This is a genomic window from Cupriavidus sp. UYPR2.512 (genome assembly GCF_000379565.1).
Taxonomy (GTDB): domain Bacteria; phylum Pseudomonadota; class Gammaproteobacteria; order Burkholderiales; family Burkholderiaceae; genus Cupriavidus.
This window is the reverse complement of record NZ_KB902854.1, coordinates 45,962-69,242: the sequence shown is the minus strand read 5'-3', so window position 1 is coordinate 69,242 and position 23,281 is coordinate 45,962. Positions and strand designations below refer to the sequence as shown.

At 66.0% G+C, this 23,281-nt stretch carries 24 protein-coding genes; 17 read left to right on the top strand and 7 right to left on the bottom strand.

Going from position 1 to position 23,281, the window contains the following annotated elements; all coding sequences use genetic code 11:
- Positions 1-265: 265 nt before the first annotated feature.
- From A3A5_RS0105040 to A3A5_RS0105025, 4 genes are all read left to right on the top strand, one after another.
- On the top strand, positions 266-607 hold the full coding sequence (locus A3A5_RS0105040) for a hypothetical protein (RefSeq protein ID WP_018309529.1): 342 nt from the start codon (positions 266-268) through the stop codon (positions 605-607).
- Between the two features lie 63 nt (positions 608-670).
- Entirely contained in the window at positions 671-1,711 is a 1,041-nt protein-coding gene (locus A3A5_RS0105035; RefSeq protein WP_035811832.1) for an MBL fold metallo-hydrolase, read from the top strand.
- Positions 1,712-2,039: 328 nt separating this feature from the next.
- Positions 2,040-2,414, top strand: coding sequence for a cupin domain-containing protein (locus A3A5_RS0105030; protein ID WP_018309527.1), 375 nt, complete (start codon positions 2,040-2,042; stop codon positions 2,412-2,414).
- Between the two features lie 323 nt (positions 2,415-2,737).
- Positions 2,738-3,286, top strand: a complete 549-nt coding sequence (locus A3A5_RS0105025; RefSeq protein ID WP_018309526.1) for a ProQ/FinO family protein — start codon at positions 2,738-2,740, stop codon at positions 3,284-3,286.
- A 27-nt stretch (positions 3,287-3,313) separates the two neighbouring features.
- On the opposite strand, the gene A3A5_RS0105020 is transcribed toward A3A5_RS0105025, so the two are convergent.
- Together A3A5_RS0105020 and A3A5_RS0105015 are read right to left on the bottom strand one after the other, a co-directional pair.
- Positions 3,314-4,453: an acyl-CoA dehydrogenase family protein gene (locus tag A3A5_RS0105020; RefSeq protein ID WP_018309525.1), complete on the bottom strand. Its 1,140-nt coding sequence runs from the start codon at positions 4,451-4,453 to the stop codon at positions 3,314-3,316.
- Positions 4,446-5,642 (bottom strand): CaiB/BaiF CoA-transferase family protein, encoded by a 1,197-nt coding sequence (locus tag A3A5_RS0105015; protein ID WP_018309524.1) that lies wholly within the window; start codon positions 5,640-5,642, stop codon positions 4,446-4,448. The genes A3A5_RS0105020 and A3A5_RS0105015 overlap by 8 nt, the downstream gene beginning before the upstream one ends.
- Before the next feature lie 116 nt (positions 5,643-5,758).
- Between A3A5_RS0105015 and A3A5_RS0105010 the strand changes: the two genes are divergently transcribed.
- On the top strand, positions 5,759-6,664 hold the full coding sequence (locus A3A5_RS0105010; protein WP_018309523.1) for a LysR family transcriptional regulator: 906 nt from the start codon (positions 5,759-5,761) through the stop codon (positions 6,662-6,664).
- A 206-nt stretch (positions 6,665-6,870) separates the two neighbouring features.
- Positions 6,871-7,095 carry a DUF3820 family protein gene (locus A3A5_RS0105005; protein WP_013952607.1) on the top strand — a complete coding sequence of 75 codons (225 nt, stop codon included), beginning with the start codon at positions 6,871-6,873 and terminating at the stop codon, positions 7,093-7,095.
- Positions 7,096-7,113: 18 nt separating this feature from the next.
- Here A3A5_RS0105005 and garD read toward each other — a convergent pair whose 3' ends face one another.
- Positions 7,114-8,679 carry a galactarate dehydratase gene (gene garD, locus A3A5_RS0105000; protein WP_018309522.1) on the bottom strand — a complete coding sequence of 522 codons (1,566 nt, stop codon included), beginning with the start codon at positions 8,677-8,679 and terminating at the stop codon, positions 7,114-7,116.
- A gap of 390 nt (positions 8,680-9,069) precedes the next feature.
- Between garD and A3A5_RS0104995 the strand changes: the two genes are divergently transcribed.
- On the top strand, positions 9,070-10,125 hold the full coding sequence (locus A3A5_RS0104995) for a cyclase family protein (RefSeq protein WP_018309521.1): 1,056 nt from the start codon (positions 9,070-9,072) through the stop codon (positions 10,123-10,125).
- A gap of 28 nt (positions 10,126-10,153) precedes the next feature.
- Positions 10,154-11,395 carry an ABC transporter substrate-binding protein gene (locus A3A5_RS0104990; protein WP_018309520.1) on the top strand — a complete coding sequence of 414 codons (1,242 nt, stop codon included), beginning with the start codon at positions 10,154-10,156 and terminating at the stop codon, positions 11,393-11,395.
- 85 nt (positions 11,396-11,480) lie between these two features.
- Here the strand turns inward: A3A5_RS0104990 and A3A5_RS0104985 are convergent, their stop codons facing one another.
- A complete protein-coding gene (locus A3A5_RS0104985; protein WP_081623804.1) occupies positions 11,481-12,068 on the bottom strand; it encodes a helix-turn-helix transcriptional regulator in 588 nt (195 codons plus the stop codon).
- Positions 12,069-12,510: 442 nt separating this feature from the next.
- The gene (gene selB / locus A3A5_RS0104980) at positions 12,511-14,421 is read right to left on the bottom strand and encodes a selenocysteine-specific translation elongation factor (protein WP_018309519.1); all 1,911 of its coding nucleotides are present in this window, start codon (positions 14,419-14,421) and stop codon (positions 12,511-12,513) included.
- A 556-nt stretch (positions 14,422-14,977) separates the two neighbouring features.
- Between selB and A3A5_RS0104975 the strand changes: the two genes are divergently transcribed.
- Positions 14,978-15,979: a Dyp-type peroxidase gene (locus A3A5_RS0104975; protein ID WP_051108482.1), complete on the top strand. Its 1,002-nt coding sequence runs from the start codon at positions 14,978-14,980 to the stop codon at positions 15,977-15,979.
- Between the two features lie 8 nt (positions 15,980-15,987).
- On the opposite strand, the gene A3A5_RS0104970 is transcribed toward A3A5_RS0104975, so the two are convergent.
- Complete coding sequence (locus tag A3A5_RS0104970; RefSeq protein ID WP_018309517.1) at positions 15,988-17,526, bottom strand: apoptosis inducing factor family protein; 1,539 nt, start codon at positions 17,524-17,526, stop codon at positions 15,988-15,990.
- Between the two features lie 148 nt (positions 17,527-17,674).
- Here A3A5_RS0104970 and A3A5_RS37625 point away from each other — a divergent pair, with 148 nt between their 5' ends.
- The 5 genes from A3A5_RS37625 to A3A5_RS0104945 all read left to right on the top strand — a co-directional run bounded on the left by A3A5_RS37625 (position 17,675) and on the right by A3A5_RS0104945 (position 21,598).
- Positions 17,675-18,079: a DUF1345 domain-containing protein gene (locus A3A5_RS37625; RefSeq protein WP_232431265.1), complete on the top strand. Its 405-nt coding sequence runs from the start codon at positions 17,675-17,677 to the stop codon at positions 18,077-18,079.
- Between the two features lie 136 nt (positions 18,080-18,215).
- A complete protein-coding gene (locus A3A5_RS0104960) occupies positions 18,216-18,500 on the top strand; it encodes a hypothetical protein (protein WP_018309516.1) in 285 nt (94 codons plus the stop codon).
- A 113-nt stretch (positions 18,501-18,613) separates the two neighbouring features.
- Entirely contained in the window at positions 18,614-19,717 is a 1,104-nt protein-coding gene (locus A3A5_RS0104955) for a malate/lactate/ureidoglycolate dehydrogenase (protein ID WP_018309515.1), read from the top strand.
- 75 nt (positions 19,718-19,792) lie between these two features.
- Positions 19,793-20,701 (top strand): 2-hydroxy-3-oxopropionate reductase, encoded by a 909-nt coding sequence (locus tag A3A5_RS0104950; protein ID WP_018309514.1) that lies wholly within the window; start codon positions 19,793-19,795, stop codon positions 20,699-20,701.
- A gap of 30 nt (positions 20,702-20,731) precedes the next feature.
- Positions 20,732-21,598 (top strand): DMT family transporter, encoded by an 867-nt coding sequence (locus tag A3A5_RS0104945; RefSeq protein ID WP_018309513.1) that lies wholly within the window; start codon positions 20,732-20,734, stop codon positions 21,596-21,598.
- Positions 21,599-21,681: 83 nt separating this feature from the next.
- Here the strand turns inward: A3A5_RS0104945 and A3A5_RS0104940 are convergent, their stop codons facing one another.
- Positions 21,682-21,825 carry an entericidin A/B family lipoprotein gene (locus A3A5_RS0104940; protein WP_018309512.1) on the bottom strand — a complete coding sequence of 48 codons (144 nt, stop codon included), beginning with the start codon at positions 21,823-21,825 and terminating at the stop codon, positions 21,682-21,684.
- A 268-nt stretch (positions 21,826-22,093) separates the two neighbouring features.
- Between A3A5_RS0104940 and A3A5_RS0104935 the strand changes: the two genes are divergently transcribed.
- The 3 genes from A3A5_RS0104935 to A3A5_RS0104925 all read left to right on the top strand — a co-directional run bounded on the left by A3A5_RS0104935 (position 22,094) and on the right by A3A5_RS0104925 (position 23,206).
- Positions 22,094-22,366 (top strand): DUF2188 domain-containing protein, encoded by a 273-nt coding sequence (locus tag A3A5_RS0104935; RefSeq protein ID WP_018309511.1) that lies wholly within the window; start codon positions 22,094-22,096, stop codon positions 22,364-22,366.
- A 154-nt stretch (positions 22,367-22,520) separates the two neighbouring features.
- On the top strand, positions 22,521-22,718 hold the full coding sequence (locus A3A5_RS0104930; protein ID WP_018309510.1) for a hypothetical protein: 198 nt from the start codon (positions 22,521-22,523) through the stop codon (positions 22,716-22,718).
- Between the two features lie 149 nt (positions 22,719-22,867).
- Positions 22,868-23,206: a hypothetical protein gene (locus tag A3A5_RS0104925; protein WP_232431264.1), complete on the top strand. Its 339-nt coding sequence runs from the start codon at positions 22,868-22,870 to the stop codon at positions 23,204-23,206.
- Positions 23,207-23,281: the final 75 nt, after the last annotated feature.

Here is a 23,281-nt window from a genome sequence, read left to right as displayed (position 1 = left end):
CCACTCCCTGGCGACAGCCACGTCGCGGGCACCCCGGTGGCAAACTTGTGCGCCCCTGTCCCTTTAAATCTACTGCGGTTTGTGGCGGGCGTTAAATAGACTGGCTATAGGGCAACATTGAGGTCGTGCCTTGCATCGCGCATTGCGTGGCAGTCCCTTGCAAAGCACTTTGCGGCCAGGGACGGCCAGTTTCCGGCACCCCGGCCATGGTGCCCGCCGCGCCCGGGTGGCAACCCGGCCCACAACCGCACGGAGGTGGCCTTCAATGAAGCCTCGTCACGGCACACAGGAATGGCGCCGCTTCTATATCCTTGATGAGAAGAACCGGCCAGTGCAGGTCACCGACCACGACGAATGGTCGCGCTGGATGGCGGACAACGACCTGGTATTCCGCCGCACCCTGCTGGAGCAGTCCGGCGGCATGGTGACGACCCGCTTCCGGGGCGTGTCGGAGGCCGCACCGACGGACACCCCCTTGTTCATCACGCGCGTGACGGGGCTGGCTGAGCAGGACAATGAAAGTCATGGCGCGCAGACGCTTGACGCGGCGCTGGAAGAGCATGAGCGGATCGTGCAGAAGCTGCTTCGCCAGCTGACCGGGCGGTGACTGGCAGCCCGGACCAGCATGCGCCCTTGCCTGACCTTGGTGCCGGTCGCACCGCGATGGATCATGCGTCCCTTGCTGGAAGCCCGCCTCGTCAACGATGCCTTTGGCGACCCGGGGCTGTTCGTAGACTTCCTGGACGAACGGCGCGCGCTGCTGTTCGACCTGGGCGACATCGCCCGGCTGATGCCGCGCGAGCTGATGCGCCTGTCGCATGTGTTTGTCACGCATGCGCACATGGATCATTTCTCTGGCTTCGACAAGCTGCTGCGGGTGCTGCTCGGGCGCAAGCCGCGCATCGTGCTGGTCGGCGGGCCGGGATTCCTGGCACAGGTCGAGCACAAGCTGCTTGCCTATACCTGGAACGTGGTGCATCGCTACGCCACCGAACTGGTCATCGAAGTGGCCGAACTTGGACTGGACGGGCAGATGCGGCGCGCCTGTTTTTCCAGCCGGCACGCCTTTGCCAGGGAGGCCGAAGCGCGCGTCGAGAGGACCGGCGATATCGTGCACGACGAAGCGACGTTCCGGGTGCGCGCCTGCTTTGTCGACCACGGGATTCCATGCCTGGCCTACCTGGTGGAGGAAAAGGCCCGCCTCGGCATCAACAAGGAGCGCCTGGCCGCATCCGGCCTGACCACCGGCGCCTGGCTGCGAGAACTCAAGCATGCCGTCCTGACCGGCGCGGCCGGCGATGCGCCGATCCTTGTGCAGTGGCGGGACAGGCGCGGCGACCATGCGTCGGCGCGAACGGTCGGCGAGCTGAGCCGGCTGATCCTGGATGCCGAGCCCGGCCGGCGCATCGGCTACGTGACCGACCTGCGCTATACGAGCGCGAACGTGCAAGCGCTATCGCAACTGATGCAAGGCGTCGACCAGCTCTTCATCGAGAGCGTGTTTCTGGATGTCGACCGGGCACACGGCCTGCGCAAGAACCACCTGACCGCTGCCCAGGCCGGGCGGATTGCACGCAGCATCGGTGCACGCGCGGTGACGCCGTTCCATTTTTCGCCACGCTATCAGGGGCGCGCCGATGAACTGGCTGCCGAGGTACGGGACGCCTGGACCTCGGAGTCCTTTGCTGAACAGGTACCGCCGGCGGCCTAGATCCGTCGTGCCGTGCCATAGCCGGAAGCCCAAGGCAACTACCTGCATGTTGGCCACAGTACACGTGCGAACACATAGCCCAGGGCAGGCCGACGCGCATCTCCGATAGCACGCAGGTGGCTCGATGGCGGACATCAGCATTCCTCCGTGCGCTATAGCACATGTCTCGGCAATAGCGACTCAGCACCTCCAATCTGCGCCCTAGTATTAGGATGCCGCTTCTCTCCTGGTTCGGCGACCTTACCGGGGGGATCGGTGAATGATCGCGCATGCCCTTGCCGGCGTTATTTCGGTCGGTGGCCACTGAACGTATAAGGGAGGAAAAGACATGGGAGCCCCAGTCGCGGTAACAAAGTTTGAAGTGAAATCCCACGCGTCACCCGATGAGATTCGCGCCCCTGCGAAAACCCGGATCGAAGTCGTCCAACTCGAAGGTTTCACGATCGGACGATTCAATTTCGAACCCGGATGGCGGTGGTCGGAGTGCATCAAACCTGTCGTCCACACCGACCATTGCCAGGCCTCCCATGTGGGCTATGCAGTATCCGGACGTCTCACTGTTCGTATGAAGGACGGTACCGAACAGACGATAAACGCGGGCGATTCATACACTATCCCGCCAGGACACGAAGCCTGGGTTGAAGGCGACCAACCCTTCGTCGGAATTGAGGTGATGTCCGCTGACACCTTCGCCAAGGCGTAATGGGAAACACGTGGTCCCGGCCACAGCGCGGTTGGGACCAGCATTTTTGAGAACGCCTCCAGCGGCGGCCCGCGTGCCGAACGGTCAACTGGGCATCGCCGTAGCCGGCCACTATGCGCAGTTCGCAACTATGCGTAGATGCCGTGAGATTCTCGGTACCGGACCAGCTCCGAGGGGATTTGGACCGATACTGCCTGGCTGCCGCAGCCGCCGGTAGCTTGCGGCGACTTCATCTGGCGTTCGGTTCGCCCAACTTCGAATGCCGCCAAACCTGTCGATGGCCCAGCCTTGCTACAATTCTGGTTCACAGAACGGCAAATATCATGGGCTTTGAACAACTCGCAGCACTAAGGGATCAACTGGCAAACAAGGCGAAGGCCGAATCACGTACGGAAGGCAAGCGCCGGCGCCCCGCGCCGGCTGCCGCGCAGGCTGCCGCGCCCGCCAAGCCGCCCGTCGATCCGGTGGTGCATTCCATTGCCCGGCTGCAGAAGCACTTCCCCAAGGCGTTTCCGAAGAACCCGGCGCCCAAGGTGCCGCTGAAGGTCGGCACGTTCGAGGATCTGGCCCAGCATGCGGCCAGGCTTGCCCTGACCGAGGCGGAGCTGCGTGAAGCGATCCGCACCTGGTGCAGCGGCGCACGCTATTGGTCGTGCATGGTGGAAGGCGCCAAGCGGCTGGACCTGGACGGCAATGAAGCCGGCGTCGTCAGCCTGGCGGATGCCAAGCGGGCCCAGCAGCTGAAGGCCCGCCGCAGTGCGGGCGCCCGGCCGCGGAAAGCCAAGCCTGCCACGCCCGCGGCCACGCCTGACACCCCTGCCGCGCCCGCCGCCACTACGCCTGACAGCCCTGACACGCCTGCCACGCCTTGATCCCCGCCGTCGGATCTGCAGCGGCGCTTACGCCAGCACCGCGCGCGCGATCACCGTCCGCTGGATTTCCGACGAGCCTTCATAGATGCGCAGGATCCGCGCATCGCGCACCAGCCGCTCCAGCGGCATTTCGCGCGTGAAGCCGTAGCCGCCGTGGATCTGCAGCGCGGCGTCGGTGACAAACCCGACCATCTCTGAAGCATAGAGCTTGGCCATCGATGCCTGCTCGGTGAAGGGCTCGCCGTCCCGGCGCCGCACCGCGGCCTGCAGGGTCAGCAGCCAGGCCGCCTCCAGCCGCGTGCGCATGTCGGCGAACATCCATTGCAGGCCTTGCTTGCGCGCCAGCGGCTCGCCGCCGACCTGGCGCTGCCGGGCCCAGTCCGCCGCGCAGGCCAGCGCTGCCTCGGCAATGCCCAGGCTGGTGGCGGCCACGTCCAGGCGGCTGTTGTCCAGCACCTTCATCGCGGTACGGAAGCCCGTGCCTTCCGGCCCCAGCCGATTGGCTGCGGGCACCAGGCAGTCCAGCGCCACCTCATGGGCCGGCGCCCCGCGAATCCCCATCAGTTTCTCGGCGGGCGCGATCTCCACGCCCTCGCTGTGCCGGTCCACCACGAAGGCGCTGATGCCGCGCGTGCCCGCGGCGGGATCGGTCCTGGCGTAGACGACGATAAAGTCCGCAGCGTCCGCGTTGGAGATGAAATGCTTGACCCCGCGCAGGCGGTAGCCGTCGCCCTCCGGGGTGGCGCGCGTGGCCATGTCGGCCGGATTGGAGCCGGCGCGCGGCTCGGTCAGCGCAAAGGCGCCCAGCTTGATGCCGGCAGCCGCGTCCGGCAGGTAGCGCTCGCGCAGGCTGTCGTCGCCGCCGATCAGGATGGAATCGGTAGCCAGGTAGTGCGCGCCGATCATCGACGAAGTCGAGGCGCAGGCCCTGGCAACCTCCGCCAGCGACAGGATCAGTGCCACCGGCGAGGTCCCGGTCCCGCCCCAGCGTTCTGGCAGGTTCATCCCCAACAGGCCGAGTTCGGCAAGTTGCGGCACATAGCACGTGGTGGAGGCTTCGGCCCGGTCCACCTCGGCCGCCTTGGGAGCCAGTTCACTTTGCGCGAAGCGGCCGATGGCGTCGGCAATCTCAAGATCGCCCGGCTCGACGCCCAGTCGTTTATGCATGTTGTTTCTCCTTGCTGAACACTTGCGGATGCGCCGTAGCAGCGTTGGCCAGCTCGGCCAGGATGGCTTCGGTGTGCTGCCCCAGCGACGGCGCGGGCGTCACGCGGTTGGCGCCGTAGCCGGAGAACTTCACCGGCTGCGAGGGCAGCCGCACGGTGCCGCCCTCCGGATCGGGCACTTCGGCAAGCAGGCCGCGGTGGGCGGCATGGTCGCTTTCCAGGGCTTCCTTGACGTTGCGGATCGGCGCGACCGGAATGCCCGCCTCGCTCAGCAGGCGGTTCACCTCGGCCACGGAAAGGCTGGCCGACCAGGCCTCCAGACCGGCGCGCAGATCGCCCTCGAAGCGGCAGCGCGTCTCGTCGTCGGCAAAGCGCGGATCCTGCGCCATCTCCGGCCGGCTGATGGCATTGGCCAGCGCCTGAAACAGCTTGTTGTTCAGCACCGCCACCACATAGAAGCCATCCGCGGCGCGGTACACGCCGAACGGCGCGGACGAGGGATGGCGGTTGCCGACCCGCCGCGGCGCCAGGCCGGTCGCGGCATAGCGCGCAACCAGGGTGGCGCTCAGGCTCAGGGTGGCGTCGAACATCGAGACATCGACCTGCGTGCCCCGCCCGGTCTTCTCGCGCGCCAGCAGCGCGGCCAGCACGCCCCATGAGGCAAAGAGGCCGCTGACCGCATCGGAGACGGCCTCGCCCAGCATGGTCGGGGTGCCGTCCGGGGCGCCGGTGGCATCCATCAGCCCGCACATTGCCTGCAGGATGATGTCGTAGGCCGGGCGGTGTGAATCCGGCCCGGTCTGGCCGAAGCCCGACACGCTGGCGTAGATCACCGACGGATTCAGCGCACGCAGCGCCTCATAGCCGATGCCCAGCTTGTCCGCGACACCCGGGCGGAAGTTCTCGACCACCACGTCGGCCCGGGCGCAGAGCGAGCGCGCCAGCTCCAGGCCCGCTGCCGTCTTCAGGTCGATCACGATGCTCTGCTTGTTCCGGTTCATGGCAGAGAACAGGCCGCTCTTGCCATCGACGAAGGGACCGACCGCGCGGTAGTCGTCGCCGCCAGGCGGTTCGATCTTGATCACCTCGGCGCCGAGGTCGCCGAGCAGCGCCGTGCAGTATGGGCCCGCCAGCACGCGCGAGAAATCGATCACGCGGATGCCGGCAAGCGGCAGGTCGGAATGGGTCACGTCTTGGCCTCCAGGGCTTGCAAACCCGCGGGCTTGCGTTTCAGTGACACCGATTCTGCGCAGCGCAGGCTATCAAGTAAAATATGGAATTCGACTAGCACCTATAGGATTTTCTGATGCGTGTCTCCTTGCGGCTGTTGCGATACTTCGCCGCGACGGCGGAAACCGGCAGCACCACGGCGGCGGCGCGGCTGCTGAATGTCTCGCAGCCCTCAATCTCCGTTGCCATCCGCGAACTGGAGACGCTGTTCGAGGAAGCCCTGTTTGCCCGCGACGTCGGCGCAAGGATGACACTGACCCGCTTCGGCGTGCGCAAGCTGGCGGAAGCGCGCCACATTCTTGGGGCAGCAACGGCATTTGAAGTCGACAAGAGCGGCGATGCCGCGGCGGGCGAGGTGCAGATCGGCGTCTTCCGCACCCTGGCGCCGGTCTACCTGCCGGTGGTGCTGCGCCTTGCACGCGAGCGCTATCCCAAACTGTCAGTACGCTTTGTCGAAGGGGATCTCGCCCAGCTGGAAGACTGGCTGCACGGCGGGCAGATCGAGCTGGCGCTGACCTACGACGTAGGCATGCCCGATGACATCGAGCGCGAACTGCTGGCAGAGCTGCGGCCCTACGGCCTGCTGCCTGCGGGCTCACGGCTGGCCAGGCGCAAAGGCAGCCTGTCGCTGCACGAACTGGCGCAGGAACCGTTGATCCTGATCGACCTGCCGCACAGCCGTGAATTCCTGATGGCGCCGTTCTGGCAACTTGGGCTGCAGCCCGAGGTGCGCTACCGCGCGACTTCCCTGGAACTGGCGCGCGGCATGGTGGCGAATGGACTGGGCGCGGCGCTGCTGATCACGCAGGCGCCGGCGTCGTCCCAGGTCACCGCCGTCGTGGCAAAGCCGATACGGGAAGACACCGTGCGCCAGCCGCTGGTGATCGCGCGCACGGCCCGCGCGACGCGCACCCGGGCGTCGGAGCTGCTGGCCGAATGCGTGCGCGCGGCGGTGGAAGAAGCGAAGATCCAGCGCGCTTGACGGCGGGCGGCGCATTTTCGGCAGGGACCATTTTCCGCGCTCGGCATCCCGAACAAGCCCACCGGCCCGGCGACGGAGGCATGGATCAATGGGCTCTTCGGGCCCAACGCGGCTTCGGGCGGGCACACGCAGGTGCTTGGTCGAACCGGCATCACGAGCGCTTCCTGACTGTGATAGCGTGGAGCCTTCCGACTTTCCGACCACCCATGACCGATTTCGACGCCGACGCCCTCAAGCGGCTGGTCACAGTCACCATGCCCTTTGGCAAACACAAAGGCACGGTGATCGCCGACCTGCCGGGCAACTACCTGAACTGGTTCGCGCGCGAGGGCTTCCCGCCGGGGCAGATCGGCGCGTTGCTGGCGCTGATGCACGAACTGGATCACAACGGCCTGTCGCATCTGCTCAAGCCGTTGCGCGGGCGCACTTAAGCTTTTCAGCCCCGGACTTCAGGTCACCGGCGCCGGATTGAACAGCACCAGCGCATTGCGGATCTTCCAGTGCTCGGCCCATGACTTCTTGCCGCTGGCCACGGCGAGCAGCGTGTGGAACAGCTCCCAGCCCACTTCCTCGATGGTGGCCTCGCCGGTGGCGATGCGGCCGGCGTTGACATCCATCAGGTCGTGCCAGCGCCGTGCCAGGTCGTTGCGGGTGGACACCTTGATCACCGGCACCTCGGCCAGCCCGTATGGCGTGCCGCGCCCGGTGGTGAACACATGCAGGTTCATGCCGGCGGCCAGTTGCAGCGTGCCGCAGACAAAATCGCCCGCGGGCGTGGCGGCATAGATCAGCCCCTTCTGCGTGACCTTCTCGCCGGGGCCGGTGACGCCGTGGATCGGGCCGGTGCCGGACTTGACGATCGAGCCCATTGCCTTTTCCACGATGTTCGACAGGCCGCCCTTCTTGTTGCCCGGCGTGGTGTTGGCGCTGCGGTCGACCTTGCCCTGCTCCAGGTAGCGGTCGTACCAGGCCATCTGCCGCACCAGCGCGTCGGCCACCTCGGGCGTGGCGGCGCGCGCGGTGAGCTGGTCGATGCCATCGCGCACCTCGGTCACTTCGGAGAACATCACCGTGGCCCCGGCGCGCACCAGCAGGTCGGTGGCAAAGCCCACCGCGGGGTTGGCCGTGACCCCGGAGAAGGCATCGCTGCCGCCGCACTGCACCCCGACCACCAGGTCTGACGCCGGACAGGTCTCGCGCCGGCGCGCGTTCAGGCGGGCCAGGTGCTTGTCGGCGGTAGCCATGATCGAATCGATCATCGAGGCAAAGCCCACATGCTGCTCGTCCTGCAGGCAGACCACGTCGGGCTCGCCCTCCTTCTGGATCGGGATGGTGCCGGCGCCGATCAGGCGCGCGGGCTGCAGCTTCTCGCAACCCAGGCTGACGATCATCACCTCGCCGCCGAAATTCGGGTTCAGCGCGATGTTGCGGATGGTGCGGATCGGGATGCCGGCATCGGGCGCGTCGATCGCCACGCCGCAGCCGTAGGTGTGCTCAAGGCCCACCACATCGTCAACATTGGGGTATTTCGGCAGCAGTTCTTCCTTGATGCGCCGCACGGCAAACTCCACCACGCCCTCCACGCACTGCACCGTGGTGGTAATGCCCAGGATATTGCGCGTGCCGACCGAGCCGTCCGCATTGCGGTAGCCCTCGAAGGTATAGCCTTCCAGTGGCGGCAGCGGCGCCACGCGCGTGCCGACCGGCAAGTCGTGCAGTTCCGGCGCGGCCGGCATTTGGATCACGCGCTCATTGACCCAGCTGCCGCGCGGCAGGTCTTTCAGCGCGTAGCCGATCACCACGTTGTAGCGGATCACCGCGTCGCCCTCGCGCAGGTCGGCCAGGGCCACCTTGTGGCCCTGCGGCACGCCCTCGGCCAGCACCAGGCCGCAGGGGAATTCCGTTCCCGCCGGCAGGCCGCCGTCGTTGGCCACGATCGCAACGTTGTCGTTCGCGTGCATCGTGATGTACAGGGGGCGAACCGCTTGCCCAGCCGCTGTCGGGGTCACTGCCATGTCATCTCCAGCCCGGCGCATTCGCGCAGCCATAGTGTTACGTTGTCTGACAACATTCTATCGCGTTCGTGACCGGGGAGGCCCCGGGAATTCCCCTAGTTCCCAGCCTTCGGCCGCAGCTTATTCGATACTCCGCCTCCATGTTGTACGATGACACATGATAAACAGGCGCTAGGCGCCCTCGGCGACATGCCGGGAAGCCGATATTCTGCTGCACCGCAAAATGACCGCGCCCCGGGACATCGCCTATAAGAGTGCAACCGGTTGCATGCCAAGTGAACCGGATAAGGACGCCCGCGAGGCCACGCGCATCGCGCAGCCGCGCCTGCTTTGGACCCATACCACCCCGGCCGCCCCCCCCGGCCACGCACACGACAGGAGGCATGACTCATGCGCTGGAAGCAACGTCCGCAAGGTTCCAACTGGGGTGACTTCGGCCCCGACGACCAGCTCGGCCGCATCAACCTGATCGGCCCGGAGCAGGTCGTCAAAGGCGCGCGCGAGGTGCAGGCCGGCATCAGCTTCTGCCTGTCGCTGCCGCTGGACTACCCCGGCGGCAACAAGCTCAACCCGCGCCGGCATCCGCCGGTGTTGCGGCCCACCTTTCGCGACGACATCCCCTATGTGAACTTCCCGCTGGCCAGGATGGACCCGGCCGCCACCGACGTCATCAGCGACGACCAGGTGCTGCTGTGCCTGCAGTACAGCACGCAATGGGATGCACTGGCGCACGTGGGTGCGCTGTTCGATGCCGACGGCGACGGCCGCCTGGAGCGCGTCTACTACAACGGCTACCGCGCCAACGAGCATATCGTCGGCCCGGTGGACTATGCCGAGGACGACAACTTCGCCGCGCACCCTTGCGGCCACGACCACAGTGCCGCGCAGGCGCTGGGCATCGAGAACTTCGCGGTCAAGGGCATGCAGGGCCGGGGCGTGCTGGTGGACCTGGCACACACCTTCGGCATGGATTTCCGCAATGTCGGCTACGACGACCTGATGCACGCGCTGGACGCCGGCAAGGTGGAAGTCGAACGCGGCGACATGCTGCTGCTGCGCACTGGCTTTGCCGAGGTGGTGCTGTCGATGCAGCGCGACCCCGATGAAGCCGTGCTGCACCACAGCTGCTGCGCGCTCGACGGCCGCGACGACCGCCTGCTGAACTGGATCACCGATGCCGGCATCGCCGCGCTGATCGCCGACAACTACGCGGTGGAACGCTACCCCGCGCGCCCCGCGCCCGACGGCGACAAGCGCCACCCGCTGCTGCCGCTGCACCACCACTGCCTGTTCAAGCTCGGCCTGCCGCTGGGCGAGCTATGGTACCTGCGCGAACTGGCGGACTGGTTGCGCGCCAACGGCCGTACCCGCTTCCAGCTCACCGCCCCGCCGCTGCGCCTGCCCGGCGCAGTGGGGTCGCCGGTGACGCCGATCGCCACGGTATGAGCCAACAACAATAATTCAGGGAGACACCATGAACCATCGCCACTCGATCCGCCGCATTGCCGCCAGCGCCTTCGCCTTCACCGCGGCGCTTGCCTGCGGCACCGCCCAGGCACAGCCCAAGGCCGCTGTCTCTGACGATGTCGTCAAGATCGGCATGCTGCTCGACATGAGCGGCCTGTATGCCGATGTCACCGGCCGCGGCAGCGCCACTGCCGCACAGATGGCCATCGACGATTTCGGCGGCAAGGTGCTGGGCAAGAAGATCGAGCTGGTGGTGGTCGATCACCAGAACAAGGCCGACATCGCCGCCAACAAGGCGCGCGAATGGTTCGACACCGCCAATGTCGACGCCATCCTCGACGTGGCCGCGTCGGCGCCAGCGCTGGCGGTGCTTGAGGTTGCAAGACAGAAGAACCGCATCGTGGTGTTCTCCGGCCCGGGCACCGAGCGCATCACCAACGACCTGTGCACGCCGGTGTCAGTGCACTACGCCTACGACACCTACGCGCTGGCCAACACCACCGCGCGCGCGATGGTACAGCGCGGCGGCAAGTCCTGGTTCTTCCTGACGGCGGATTACGCCTTCGGCCACACGCTGCAGGACTCGGCCACCGCCGTCATCAACGAGACCGGCGGCAAGGTGCTTGGCGCCGCGCGCCATCCGCTGGCCACCAGCGACTTTGCCTCTTACCTGCTGCAGGCGCAGGCCAGCAAGGCACAGGTGGTGGGCCTGGCCAATGCCGGCGGCGATACCGTCAACGCGATCAAGGCCGCCTCTGAATTCGGCCTGACCCGCAACAACACGCAGCGCATGGCGGGCCTGCTGCTCTATATCAACGACATCCACGCCATCGGCCTGAAGACCGCCTCCGGGCTGGTGCTGACCGAGGCCTTCTACTGGGACATGAACGACGCCACCCGTGCCTGGTCGCGCCGCTATTTCGACAAGCTGAAGAAGATGCCTAACATGAGCCAGGCAGGTGCGTATTCATCGGTGACGCACTACCTGAAGGCCGTGCAGGCAGCGGGCACCGACGAGACCGCGGCGGTGATGAAAAAGATGAAGGCCATGCCCATCAACGATTTCTTCGCGAGGAACGGCCGCATCCGCGAAGACGGCCGCATGGTCCACGACATGTATCTGTTCGAGGTCAAGACACCGGCCGAGTCCAAGTACCCATGGGACTACTACAAGGTGCTGGCCACAGTGCCGGGCGAGCAGGCATTCATGCCGGTATCGAAGTCACAGTGTTCGCTGGTCAGGCGCTGATAGAGGGCCGACGAATGACAGGGGTAACGCAGTAGCGAACCACATCGCCCCCCGCCGTGGCCCAGTCCTCGGTTTTCCGCTACCGCTAATCCCTGGTCAGGTTTTCCAGCCACAGGCTCATCAATCCGGCCCGGCCCCTGACGCCGAACTTCCGGAATATGCCGGTCACATAGGAGTGGGTCGTGGAAACGGCCAAACCGAGGCGCTGGGCAATCTGCTTTTCCGATGCGTCGGTCAACAACAGCCGCAAGACTTTCTGCTCGTGGGGCGCCAACGGAACGGAAGAAAGCGCCAGCCCAAGGTCAAGAATGCTCTCTTTCTTCAGCGCAGTGACATCTCGGGCAACCCCGACGCGCAGCCGTTCCGACTGGAGCCATCCGGCGGACCACATGATATGGACGGCGCTGCCGTCCTTGTGGCGATAGCGGTTTTCAAAACCGATCCGCTTCTTTCCCGACATGACCTGCTTGGCCTCGATAATGGTCCGGTCCTGGTCGGCAGGCATGACAAGATCGATGATGAACTCGCCCGCCATATCCTTCGGCGTATAGCCAAAAATGCCCTCGCAGGCCGCGCTGACATACTGGATGCGGCCGCCTGTGTCGACCAGGAACACGGCGTCCAGCAGATGGTCCGCGAACTCGGTGATATCTTTTTTGATCTCGATACTCATGGCAGTCCAGAACCCCCCGATACTGGCGCTTTGATTGGGCCCTTCGCCCGGATTCACCCGAACCCCTCTCGGCCAACGTGAATATTAAATCACACGCCAAATATATGTATGGCGCTGGTACCGCCAGCACCATTCAAGGTTTTCGAGCTGGCTGATGAATAACCATGCCGCCCGACTCCAAAAGCACCCTGCTGATCAGCAGGGTATTACCTTCCACACGGTTTCGATATCATCATGCCAGTCATTTGCCCGGTGCTTCGGTCACATAATAATGGCCCCGCCAGGGTCTTCCAAATCCGTCGTCAACGAGAGTTGGGGCAAATGAACGAAGCCTCAGCAGTTCCTGCCTCTTGCGAAGGGGGGGGCGAGGTCAGGAAGGGGGAGCGGCCCGGCCCGCTGACAGAGGTGGCAGTGACCTCTGTCAGCGGGGACCGTGCAACCGTCAGAGCAACTCCAGCCAACGACTTTCCGTGCGCACCAGATGCCGGCCACGGTCGAAGCGCGTGTAGCCAACACGGTCAAAGAATTCCAAGACCTGAACCGCCCGTTTTCGTCCGAGGCCGGTGGCATTGCGAAATGCCCCAGCGACGACCGTGCCGGCGTTCTTGCTGGCATCGACAGCGGCGAGCAAGGCCAGCTCGCGAATAGCCTCCGGATCGTAGAAGAGGTCATGCACGACCTGAAAGGTCTCGCCATGACGCGCGAGCTTGCGCATCAGTTGCCGCACCCTGTCCTCCGGCACCCCATGCGTGCTCGCCAGCTCGCGCACCCATGGCGGATCGAAGCGCCCCGCCTTCATGGCCTGCTGCAGTGTCGCGGCAAGCGCGCGCTCCCCATCGTCGAGCGTCACGGTGTGCTCGGGCAGGTGCAGCCAGGGGCCGTTCCTGACGATGTCACCGCGCGCGCAGGCGTCATCGATGAGCGCGCACCACAATGCGTCTTGCGCGAGCGGTGCGGCGATCCTGCGCAAACGCGCCACCTCCGGACCGAGTACATCCGGCGAGCGTTGGTGAAATTGCCGCAGCGCAGTGGTCAATCGCCCCGCCAGCGCCTGCCACGCCGCGCTGGACACCAGCAAGGCATCGTCGCCCGGAAGTTCGATCACGCGCGTGTCCCGCGGCAGTTCGATGGCCGCCGCCGGCATGCCGCTCAGCCGCTCCAGCAGCGCGCGCGACAGCCCGTTTGGCGCCTGCTCGAGCAATGTGCCAACCGAACCGGTGTCAAGCATGGCCTGCATCGCGTCGAGCCACGCCAGCCGCGCCGGGGAGCGGCGCTTGCGCGCGGGCGCGAACGGATCAAGTACATCGCCGCCGCCGATGGTGCGGCTGGCCTGCGCATTCCGCACGACAAAGGGATCGCCAGGCAGCGCGCACACCGGCCGCTCGAACACAAGCTGCACGCGCGCGCGCTGGCCGGGGGCAAGCGTCGGGCCATCGAGCAGCGCGACATGCGCCACCTGGTGCTGCGTGCCCAGATGAACATGCATGGGCGCCCAGTGCTCCAGCGCGGGGGCGTCCGGCAACAGGGTCAGCATCACATCGATGCGCTCCGACGCCTGTGCCAGGCGCACATCGACCACCCAGTCACCGCGGTCGATCGCGCCCTTGTCGATGCCGGCCAGGTTCAGCGCGCAGCGCTGCCCCGCCCGCCCGGCAGCAGCAGGACGATTCTGCGCATGGATGCTGCTCACGCGCGCAGACTCGTTCTTTGGCGCGAGCAACACCCTGTCGCCGACATGGATGCGCCCCGACACCACGGTTCCCGTCACGATCGTCTCTTGCCCGGCAAGCGTGAAGACCCGGTCAACCGCAAGGCGGAACAGCCCGTCGTCGCGCCTGGTGCGCGACGCAGCCGCGGCCGCGTGCAGGTGCCGCTTCAACGCTTTCACACCCGGATCGTCGGCGCGCGTTGCGCAGGTTTCAAAAACCGGGGCATCTTCCAGCATGCTGCCGAGCCGGAACACCGCGATCTCCTCGCGCACCTGCTGTAGCCGCGCGTCATCCACACGATCGACCTTGGTCAGCGCAATCGCGCCGCGCCGGATGCCGAGCAGTTGCACAATGGCCAGGTGCTCACGCGTTTGCGGCATCACGCCGGCATCGGCGGCGACCACGAGCAGCGCGAAGTCGATGCCGCTTGCGCCCGCGGCCATGGTGTGAATGAGCTTTTGGTGGCCCGGGACATCGACCAGGCCGACCGCGTCGCCGTTCTCAAGCGGCACGTACGCATAGCCAAGCTCGATCGAGAAGCCGCGCGCCTTCTTTTCCTTCAGGCGGTCGGCATCCATGCCCGACAGCGCCCTGACCAGGCTGGTCTTGCCGTGATCGATATGTCCTGCCGTACCAACGATCATGGCCGCGTCAGGTCGCCCGGCAGCCTGGCGCGACGCAGGCCATCAGGTACTGTCGCCGGAATATTCTCGTCGTGAACATGCATGGTCTCCTGTCCCTGTTCGAAAGGCCGATGAGGCTTGCTCGAGCGTGCACCGATACCGCTGCGCTCAGGGTTCCTGCATCGTTGGGGACAAGATAATTGCCTGGCCACTTAAGGTAAATTCAGCGATTCTTTGCGTGCCTATAAGCGATGCCTTAAATGACAACTGCATGGACAGATTGACCCGGAGACCTGGCTCAGCATGGACATTTTGTCCATCGCGCAGGCCCCGGAGCGCTTGCAGCGCTGCGGCAAACGTCCGACTTCCCAGGGATGCCGCCGCAGGCATGGGCCTTGCTCAGCGGTCTGGATCGGTTGGCCGACCCATATCGCCACAAAGCAGGAAAGGCGTCGAACTCTCAACTGCCTGACAGAAGAATTTGAAAGGTCAGAGGCACCACACAATTCGTGTAGGCTTACGTGTTCTGTTCCGTCAGCCCGCAAACCATATCGGTTTAACCAACATGAAGAGCACGATGCCTGCAAATGCCCCCGAACCGCAAGCCGTTTCCGGCACAGTCACCCGCAGCGCGATATTCATCGTTGCAACGCTCAGCGACGGCGACGACCACGCCGACTCCGTCCGCGCGTGGTGTGCCGACGTTGCCGCCGTCGTGCGCGCGGTCGGCCATCGCGTGCCGTCAGGCAAGCTGTCCTGTGTCTGCGGCTTCGGCTCCGACGCGTGGGACAGGCTGTTCGGCAAGCCCCGTCCCGCGGCGCTGCATCCGTTCCGCGAGTTCGGCACCGGTGATCGCTTCGCCATCGCCACGCCGGGTGACCTCCTGCTGCACATCCGCGCCGAGTCGATGGACCTCTGCTTCGAGCTTGCCACGCAACTGCTCGGCAAGCTTGGCGCTGCGATCCAGGTTGTCGACGAGGTGCACGGCTTTCGCAACTTCGACATGCGGGCGATGATCGGCTTTGTCGATGGCACGGAGAATCCGGCCGGACGCGAGGCCATCGATTTCACGGTGATCGGCGAGGAAGATGACGAGTTTGCCGGCGGCAGCTACGTCATCGTGCAGAAGTATCTGCACAATATGGCGCGGTGGAATGCCCTTCCCGTGGAGACACAAGAACTGATCATCGGGCGCAAGAAGCTGTCCGACATCGAACTGGACGCGGAGGTCAAGCCCTCGTCATCGCACAGCTCTCTGACGACGCTGGTCGAGAACGGGCAGGAAGTGAAGATCCTGCGTGACAACATGCCGTTCGGGCGCCCGGGCGCGGGCGAGTTCGGCACCTACTTCATCGGCTACGCCCGTTCGCCCGCGCCGATCGAGAAGATGCTCGAGAACATGTTCGTCGGATTGCCGCCCGGCAATTACGACCGGCTGCTCGACTTCAGCAAGGCAGTCACCGGCAGCCTGTTCTTTGTCCCGTCGGCCGACCTGCTTGAAGGGCTTGCCGATCGCGAAGCCCCTGCTGCCACGCCAGATCTCGCGCCGCGCTTCGCCGGGTCGGCTGAAGCTCGCTAAGTTGCCGGTCACGCCCCGGATCCTGTCGCCTCCTGCTCGAACGCGACCTCCGCCCGAAGACTCGCCAGGTCGCGCCCGACTGTGGCGACCGCAAGCCGCTTGTCCTTGCTCCAATAGGTCACCGTACAGTCATGCGCGGCGGGATCGCCGTCGACATCAAGGCGATCCCATTGCTCCGCATGGCCTACGTAATTGATGGCCACATCATAGTGCTGGCTCCAGAAGAATGGCACTGCCGCAAAGCGTTGCTGCTGCCCAAGGATATTTCGCGCTGCCGCCACGCCCTGGCGCTCAGCGACCACCCAGTGTTCGACGCGGATGCGCTTGCCCGTTCTCGGGTCGGGCCAGCGCGCAATATCGCCCGCGGCATAGATGCCAGGTTCGCTCGTCTGAAGAAATTCATCGACCGCCACGCCCTTGTCCAGCGCAAGACCGGCGTCCTGCGCCAAGGCCACGTCGGGGCGAACGCCAATCCCGGTCACGACCAGATCGGCCGCCAGCTCCGCGCCGGTCGACAATTTCACCCGATCCGGTTCAATCGCTGCCACCGTGGCCTCAAGATGGAACGTTACCCCATGCGATTCATGAAGCGCCTTGATCATGTCGCCGAGCGCCGCACCCAGGACCCGTTCCATCGGAAGCGCTTCGGGCGCGACAACATGCACTTCAAGTCCTCGCGTTCGTAGCGCTGCCGCGACTTCCATCCCGATAAAGCTTGCGCCCACCACGACGCATCGGCGTGCCGTGCCAAGACGCGCGATCAAGGCGTCGCAGTCGGCCAGCGTACGGAGCACGCTCACGTGCGGCAAGGTTGCGCCAGGAACGTCGAGCCGTATCGGCACGGCACCGACGGCAAGCAGAAGCGCGCCGTAACCCACGCTGCTGCCATCCAAGAGCGTGACGGATTTTTGCGCTGGGCTGAGCTTGACGACACGGTTGTCGGATCGCACGTCGATGTCGTGATCCGCGTAGAACGTCGGTGGCCGCATTGGGAGCCAGTCCGCTTTTGCCGTCCCGGCGAGGTAGTCTTTCGACAGATTCGGCCGATCGTACGGCAATGAGCGATCGGCGCTCAACAGCGTGACAGGGCCGCCATAGCCTTCCCGCCGCAGGGTTTCGACCGCGGCAGTCCCGGCCGCGCCGCCGCCGATGATCACCACGGATTCAGGGAGTTGGGCCGAGGCAAGTCTCGGTGGCCGCACCGCCGGCAGCGCTTCTCGGACGAACGCCTTCCCATCTTGCTGTTCCACGCGCCAGCATTTCAGATGATCCTGGGCGGGCGGCCCCAGGACCTCGCCGGTACGAAGACTGAAGCAGGCGTGATGCCATGGACATCGGATCGTGTCGCCGACCAGCAGGCCGTCCGCCAGAGGCGCGCCATAGTGGGTACAGGTCGCACCAATGGCATACAACGCATCGCCCCGTCGCACGAGCAAGACCGGTTTGCCGCCAACCTGGCCCGTCAACATGCCGCCTTCAGCGATATCAGCAAGCGGCACGCCCTGGGCGAGATCGGGTTCATCCGTGGAGGAAGAGCGTTTGGTCATGGCGTCTCTCCTTGCCGGTCATGGCACAGGGCCATTATCAGCCTCGATGCCGTCAAATGAAAGGCGCATGCAGCGTAACAAACCGCGCGACGGCACGGACATTCACGGATGACCAGCGTCCTTTCCTGATGAAGGGTCATCCGGATGAATGCCCCATGAACAGACCCGCCCGCTTCGCTATCGGCAAGCGCATGGCACCGGCACGCTTTCTGCTGTGCGGGCCATATTGCTCGTCGCGACCATTACCGCAGGCGCGCTCGGCGCGGAGCCACGCATCGCCCTGCTGATCGGCTTCGATCTCGCGGCCTTGGTCTTTCTTGCCGCCGCGCTGCCGCTGGTGCGCGCAGATCCTGCGGCCATGCGGCGCACGGCGCAAGACAACGATGCCAACCGCGTGGCACTGCTCACGATCACCGTGCTGCTCTCGATGGTGATCCTGGTTGCGATCGGGACGCTGATCGCGCGCCCCCGAGACATCGCACTGGGCCGGCGTCCTGGGGTCACTGCGTGGCCGCGTTTCTGTTCAACAAGGGGATTCTGGCCTTCACCGTGAACGCCATGGGTGGCTTGTAGTCGACTTGGTCACGCGGCCAAAGTGTTCCTGGACAGTGGCATCAAACTCCTTGCATCCCGTCGGATACTGTATATATTTACAGTAACTGTATGGATGAACAGTAGGAGTCCCGTCCATGGAACACCTGATCCGTGTGCAAAACGATTATGACCGCCAGGTGCTGGCCTGGCTGCGCGGGCGCATCGGCGATGCCGCGCTGCAGACCGCGGCGCTGCGCCTGGGCGGCCAGCGCAAGCCTTACCTGTCAACGATCTGCCGCGGCCTGGGCATCCGCCCGCCCAGCCGGCGCCAGTTCGCGGCCGAAGCGGCGCGCATGCACCGCGCAGTGGGCGATACCTACCTGGCCCGTATCCGCGAAATCCTTGGCCAGTCTCCTGCCGAAGCTGCGCTGCGCCAGTAAGCAGTGGCCGATCACCGGCCACGCCAGCACCACCGGGTTCGCGCCGGCCGTATCATGAAGCTCCGTTGCCGTCACACGGCACGGGGCTTTTTTTATCCCTAGCCAAGGCCGACATGAGCGAACACCGCATTCCTACTGCCGCCCTGCACCAGTGGGTGGCCGATCTCTGGCTTGCCGCGGGCAGCAGCGCGCAAGAGGCGCGCCTGACTGCCGACCACCTGGTCGGCGCCAACCTGAGCGGGCATGACTCGCACGGCGTCGGCATGATCCCGCGCTATGTGCTGGCCTGGCAGGCCGACGAGCTGCAACTGAACCAGCAGGCCAGCGTGCTGCACGATGCCGGCAGCATGCTGAGCCTGGACGGCAACCGCGGCATGGGCCAGGCGGTGACGGCGCAGGCCATGGACATGGCCATCGGCCGCGCGCGCGAGCATGGCGTCTGCGTGATGGGCCTGCGGCAGTCGCACCACCTGGGCCGCGTGAGCCACTGGGCCGAGCAGGCCACTGCCGCCGGCATGATCTCGATCCACTTCGTCAACGTGCTGTCCAAGCCCATCGTAGCGCCGCACGGCGGCTACGATGCGCGCTACGGCACCAACCCGTTCACCATCGGCGTGCCGGTGGCGGGCGAGCCGCCGCTGGTGCTGGACTTCGCCACCAGCGCGATTGCGCTGGGCAAGGTGCGCGTAGCCCACAACAAGGGCGTGCCGGTGGCGCCCGGCTGCCTGCTGGACGCGCACGGCGAGCCCACCGCCGATCCTGCCGTGATGTACCCCGCCGGCGGCGCGCCGCAAGGCGCGCTGCGGCCGTTTGGCGAGCACAAGGGCCATGTGCTCGCCGTAATGTGCGAGTTGCTGGGTGCCGCGGTCACCGGCGGCCACACCATCCGCCCGGAAACGCTGCGGCATGAGCACGCGGTCTGGAACAACATGCTGGCGATCGTGTTCGATCCCGCGCGCCTGGGCACCAGCACGTCGTTCGGGCATGAGGTAGCGGCATTCGCCGAGTGGATGAAGGCCTCGCGGCTGCAGCCCGGGCAGGATGGCATCCGCCTGCCGGGCGAGCCCGAACGGGCCTGGCGCGCCGCCCGCGCCACCCATGTCCCGGTCGACCCCGGCACGCTGGCGCAGCTGGACGATGCCGCCGCGCGGGTGGCGGCCGCGCGCGCCAGCACGCATCCTGCGCCGGGGCCGCTGTCTGCGCTTGCGTGCGACTGACTATCATCAGAGATGAACCCGGCGTCGTGCGCGACGCACGGCCGGCCTGGCGCCTGACCACTACCGGACACTGACATGAGCAAGATCGGCTTTATCGGACTTGGCGTGATGGGCAAGCCCATGGTGCAGCACCTTGTCGACGGCGGGCATACCGTGTTCGCCCATACGCGCAGCGGCGTGCCGCAGGATCTGCAGGACGCCGGCGTGAATGCCTGCGCCAGCGCCGAGGAGGTGGCGAAGCAGTCGGAAACCATTATCCTGATGCTGCCTGACACGCCCGACGTGGAGCGGGTGCTGTTTGGCGAGAAGGGGGTCGCCGACGGCCTTGCCGACACGGCAGGCGGCGTCACCGTGATCGACATGAGCTCGATCTCGCCGATCGCCACGCGCGAGTTCGCGCGCTGCATCGAGGCGCTCGGCGCCGACTATATCGATGCGCCGGTCTCCGGCGGCGAGGTCGGGGCCAAGGCGGGCACGCTGTCGATCATGGCCGGCGGCAAGCAGGAAGTGTTCGACCGTGTGCTGCCGATCCTGCAGCTGATGGGCAAGAACATCACGCGCGTGGGCCAGGCCGGCGACGGCCAGGTGGCCAAGGTGGCCAACCAGGTGATCGTGGCGCTGACCATCGAGGCGGTCAGCGAAGCGCTGGTGCTGGCCGCCCGCGCCGGCGCCGACCCCGCGCGCGTGCGTGAGGCGCTGATGGGCGGCTTTGCCGGCTCGCGCATCCTGGAAGTGCATGGTGAACGCATGATCAAGCGCACCTTCGACCCGGGCTTTCGCATCGCGCTGCACCAGAAGGACCTGGACCTGGCGCTGTCCACCGCGCGCCAGCTCGGCGTGGGCCTGCCCCACACGGCGTCGTGCCAGCAGCTGTTCAATGTCTGCAGCGGGCTGGGCGGCGCTGGGTGGGACCATTCCGGGCTGGTCAGGGCGATAGAGCACCTGTCTTCGTTCGCCATCGGCGACGAGCCGCCCGCAGCCTGAACCACGCAGCTGCCACCGCCGCCCTGCCGCATGCCGCGCGCGAACACCGTGGTACTGACCGCACTGGCGATGCTCGCCTTTGCCGGCAATTCACTGCTGTGCCGGCTCGCGCTGAAGGGCACCACCATCGACGCGGCCAGCTTTACGCTGGCCCGCGTCGCCGCGGCAGCGCTGGTGCTGTGGGTCATCGTCGTGGCACGGCACCAGTTGGTGCGCACGTTCGTGGCGCAGCGGTTGCCGCCGGTGGAAGGCAACTGGATCTCCGCGCTGGCGCTGTTCTGCTATGCCGCGGCCTTTTCCTTCGCCTATGTGCGCCTCACCGCGGGGACCGGCGCGCTGCTGCTGTTCGGGGCGGTGCAGGCCACCATGACCGGCTATGGCCTCTATGCCGGCGAGCCCATGCGCGTGCAGCAATGGATCGGCCTGGCACTGGCGCTGGCCGGGCTGGTGTGGCTGTTGCTGCCGGGGCTGGCCACGCCGCCGCTGCTGTCCTCGCTGCTGATGATCGCGGCCGGCATCGCGTGGGGCGTTTATTCTCTGCGCGGCAGGCGCGCCGCGGATCCGGCTTCTACCACCGCGGGCAATTTCCTGCGCGCGGTGCCGATGGCGCTGGCGCTGGGCGCGGTGATGCAGGCGCAGCGATCACTGGACGGCGCGGGACTGGCCTATGCGCTGTCGTCCGGTGCCATCACATCCGGGCTGGGTTATGTCATCTGGTATGCCGTGGTGCCGCGGCTGAAGGCCGCCACCGCCGCCACCGTGCAACTGAGCGTGCCGGTCATTACGGCGGCAGGCGGCATCGCGCTGCTCGGTGAAGCCCTGAGCCTGCGCCTGGGATTGAGTGCGGCCGCGGTGCTGGGCGGCATCGCGCTGGTGATTGCAGGCAAGCGCCCCTAGGGTGCCGGCACGCCGTGGCAACGACAACGGCCCGCGTCACCAGGCGCGGGCCGCCGCAATGCCAGGGCGGCAGGCAGCGGGACCTACATCTTCTGCTTGGTGCTTTCCGCCGCGCCCTGCACCTTCTCGCCGCCGCGCTCGATATCCTTGCCTGCACCGGCCATGGTGTTGCAACCCGTGACCAGCAGCACGCCAGCGAGGGCAAACAGTGCAAATAGCTTTCTCATGACGATCTCCTTGCTTCGTGTGGATGCGGCATGTGCCGCCAGGATGGAGTGGATCGGAATGGCTTGACCGGGCAGCCGCTTGCCCGACCGGCAATTGGATCGTAGCAACGCACCGCAGCGCGAAAAGTCGGCTTTCGTCCTACCGGGATGTCAGCCGACGGCGCGACAGGCCATCACCGCGTGCGCGCTTGTAGGACAGCGACGGATACCCTGCGGCGTCGCCATCGCTTAAAAATCACAAGTCAGCGCAAGCCATCCGGAGAACACCATGACGTCACGCAGCATCCACGTGCTTCCCGCCGCAACCGACAACACCGAATTCGCCGGCGACGGCGGATGGGCACTCACCATCGAAGGCCTGGAGCACGGTGGCGACGACACCGCGCTGCATTTCACGACCCAGGAAGCCGCGATTGCGGCCGGCTGGACGCGCGCGCGCGAGGATGGCCTGCCGTTGTGTATCCACGGCCGCGACGGCCTGGTGCGCGAGCGCAAGATCTATTGCCGCGATGCACGCGGCACCGCCCGCATCGGCTACTGAGCACCCCGGCCACCGTCAACGGCCGGCCCCGCCCCCTGCATCCCCGGGCCCGCAACCAACGCGGGCTGCAACAGTCCATTTGGAAAGCCATGGGTCCGTCACCGATACTGGAATCAAGGCAGCACGCCATTTTCCAGAACCAACCGAGACCCCCATGCGCCTGTTCCTCAGGTACCGCCCGCTGGACATCTATCCCGACCCGATCGACGCCAGGGTTGCCGAACTGCACCAGCTTGCCGAAGACGTTCATGCCAGGCACGCGCGCAAGTGGCGCCGGCATGGCACGATGCTGACCCCGTGCGACGGCGCGGATCGCAGATTTCCGGCCGGCAACCCGGAAACGCGACATTAGCTTAAGGACGATTCCTCTCTGCGCTCGGAAATGTGAACAAGTGTCATATCCGGTTGGCAAGGATATGACCCCTGCGAAAGAATGGGTACCGTACGCGGCAGGCTCGATTGGCGAGCCCACCGCTGCAACCCTTTTCCTGACGCAGCGAAATGAATCGAACCACCCGGGAATGCGTGATGGCGTTGATTTCCAGCCTGCGTGCCAAGGGGCCCATGCCCCGGCACCAGCTTGCCGCCGCCAGCCGCCTGAACGCCGCGGAACTGACGCGCGCGCTGAAGTCCGCCCGCCAGATGGGCGTGGTGGCCTACGCCGGCGAGCCTGAATCGCCGGCAGAGGCCGATACCCCGCTAGTGCTGACCGGCCGGCCCTTGCCGCCGCCGCGGCGCGTGGCGCCGGCACCGCGCGAAAGCAAGCCGCATTTTGAGCCGCTGCTGGATGTCTGGGGCATTGCCCGCCCCGCCGCGCTGCGGCGCGGCCATATTTCATAGCGTCTTCCGCACGCCGGGTCTTCGGGCCCCGCCCTCGCCGGCATGCTGTTCTTACAAAGGCAGGTAAAGCGCACA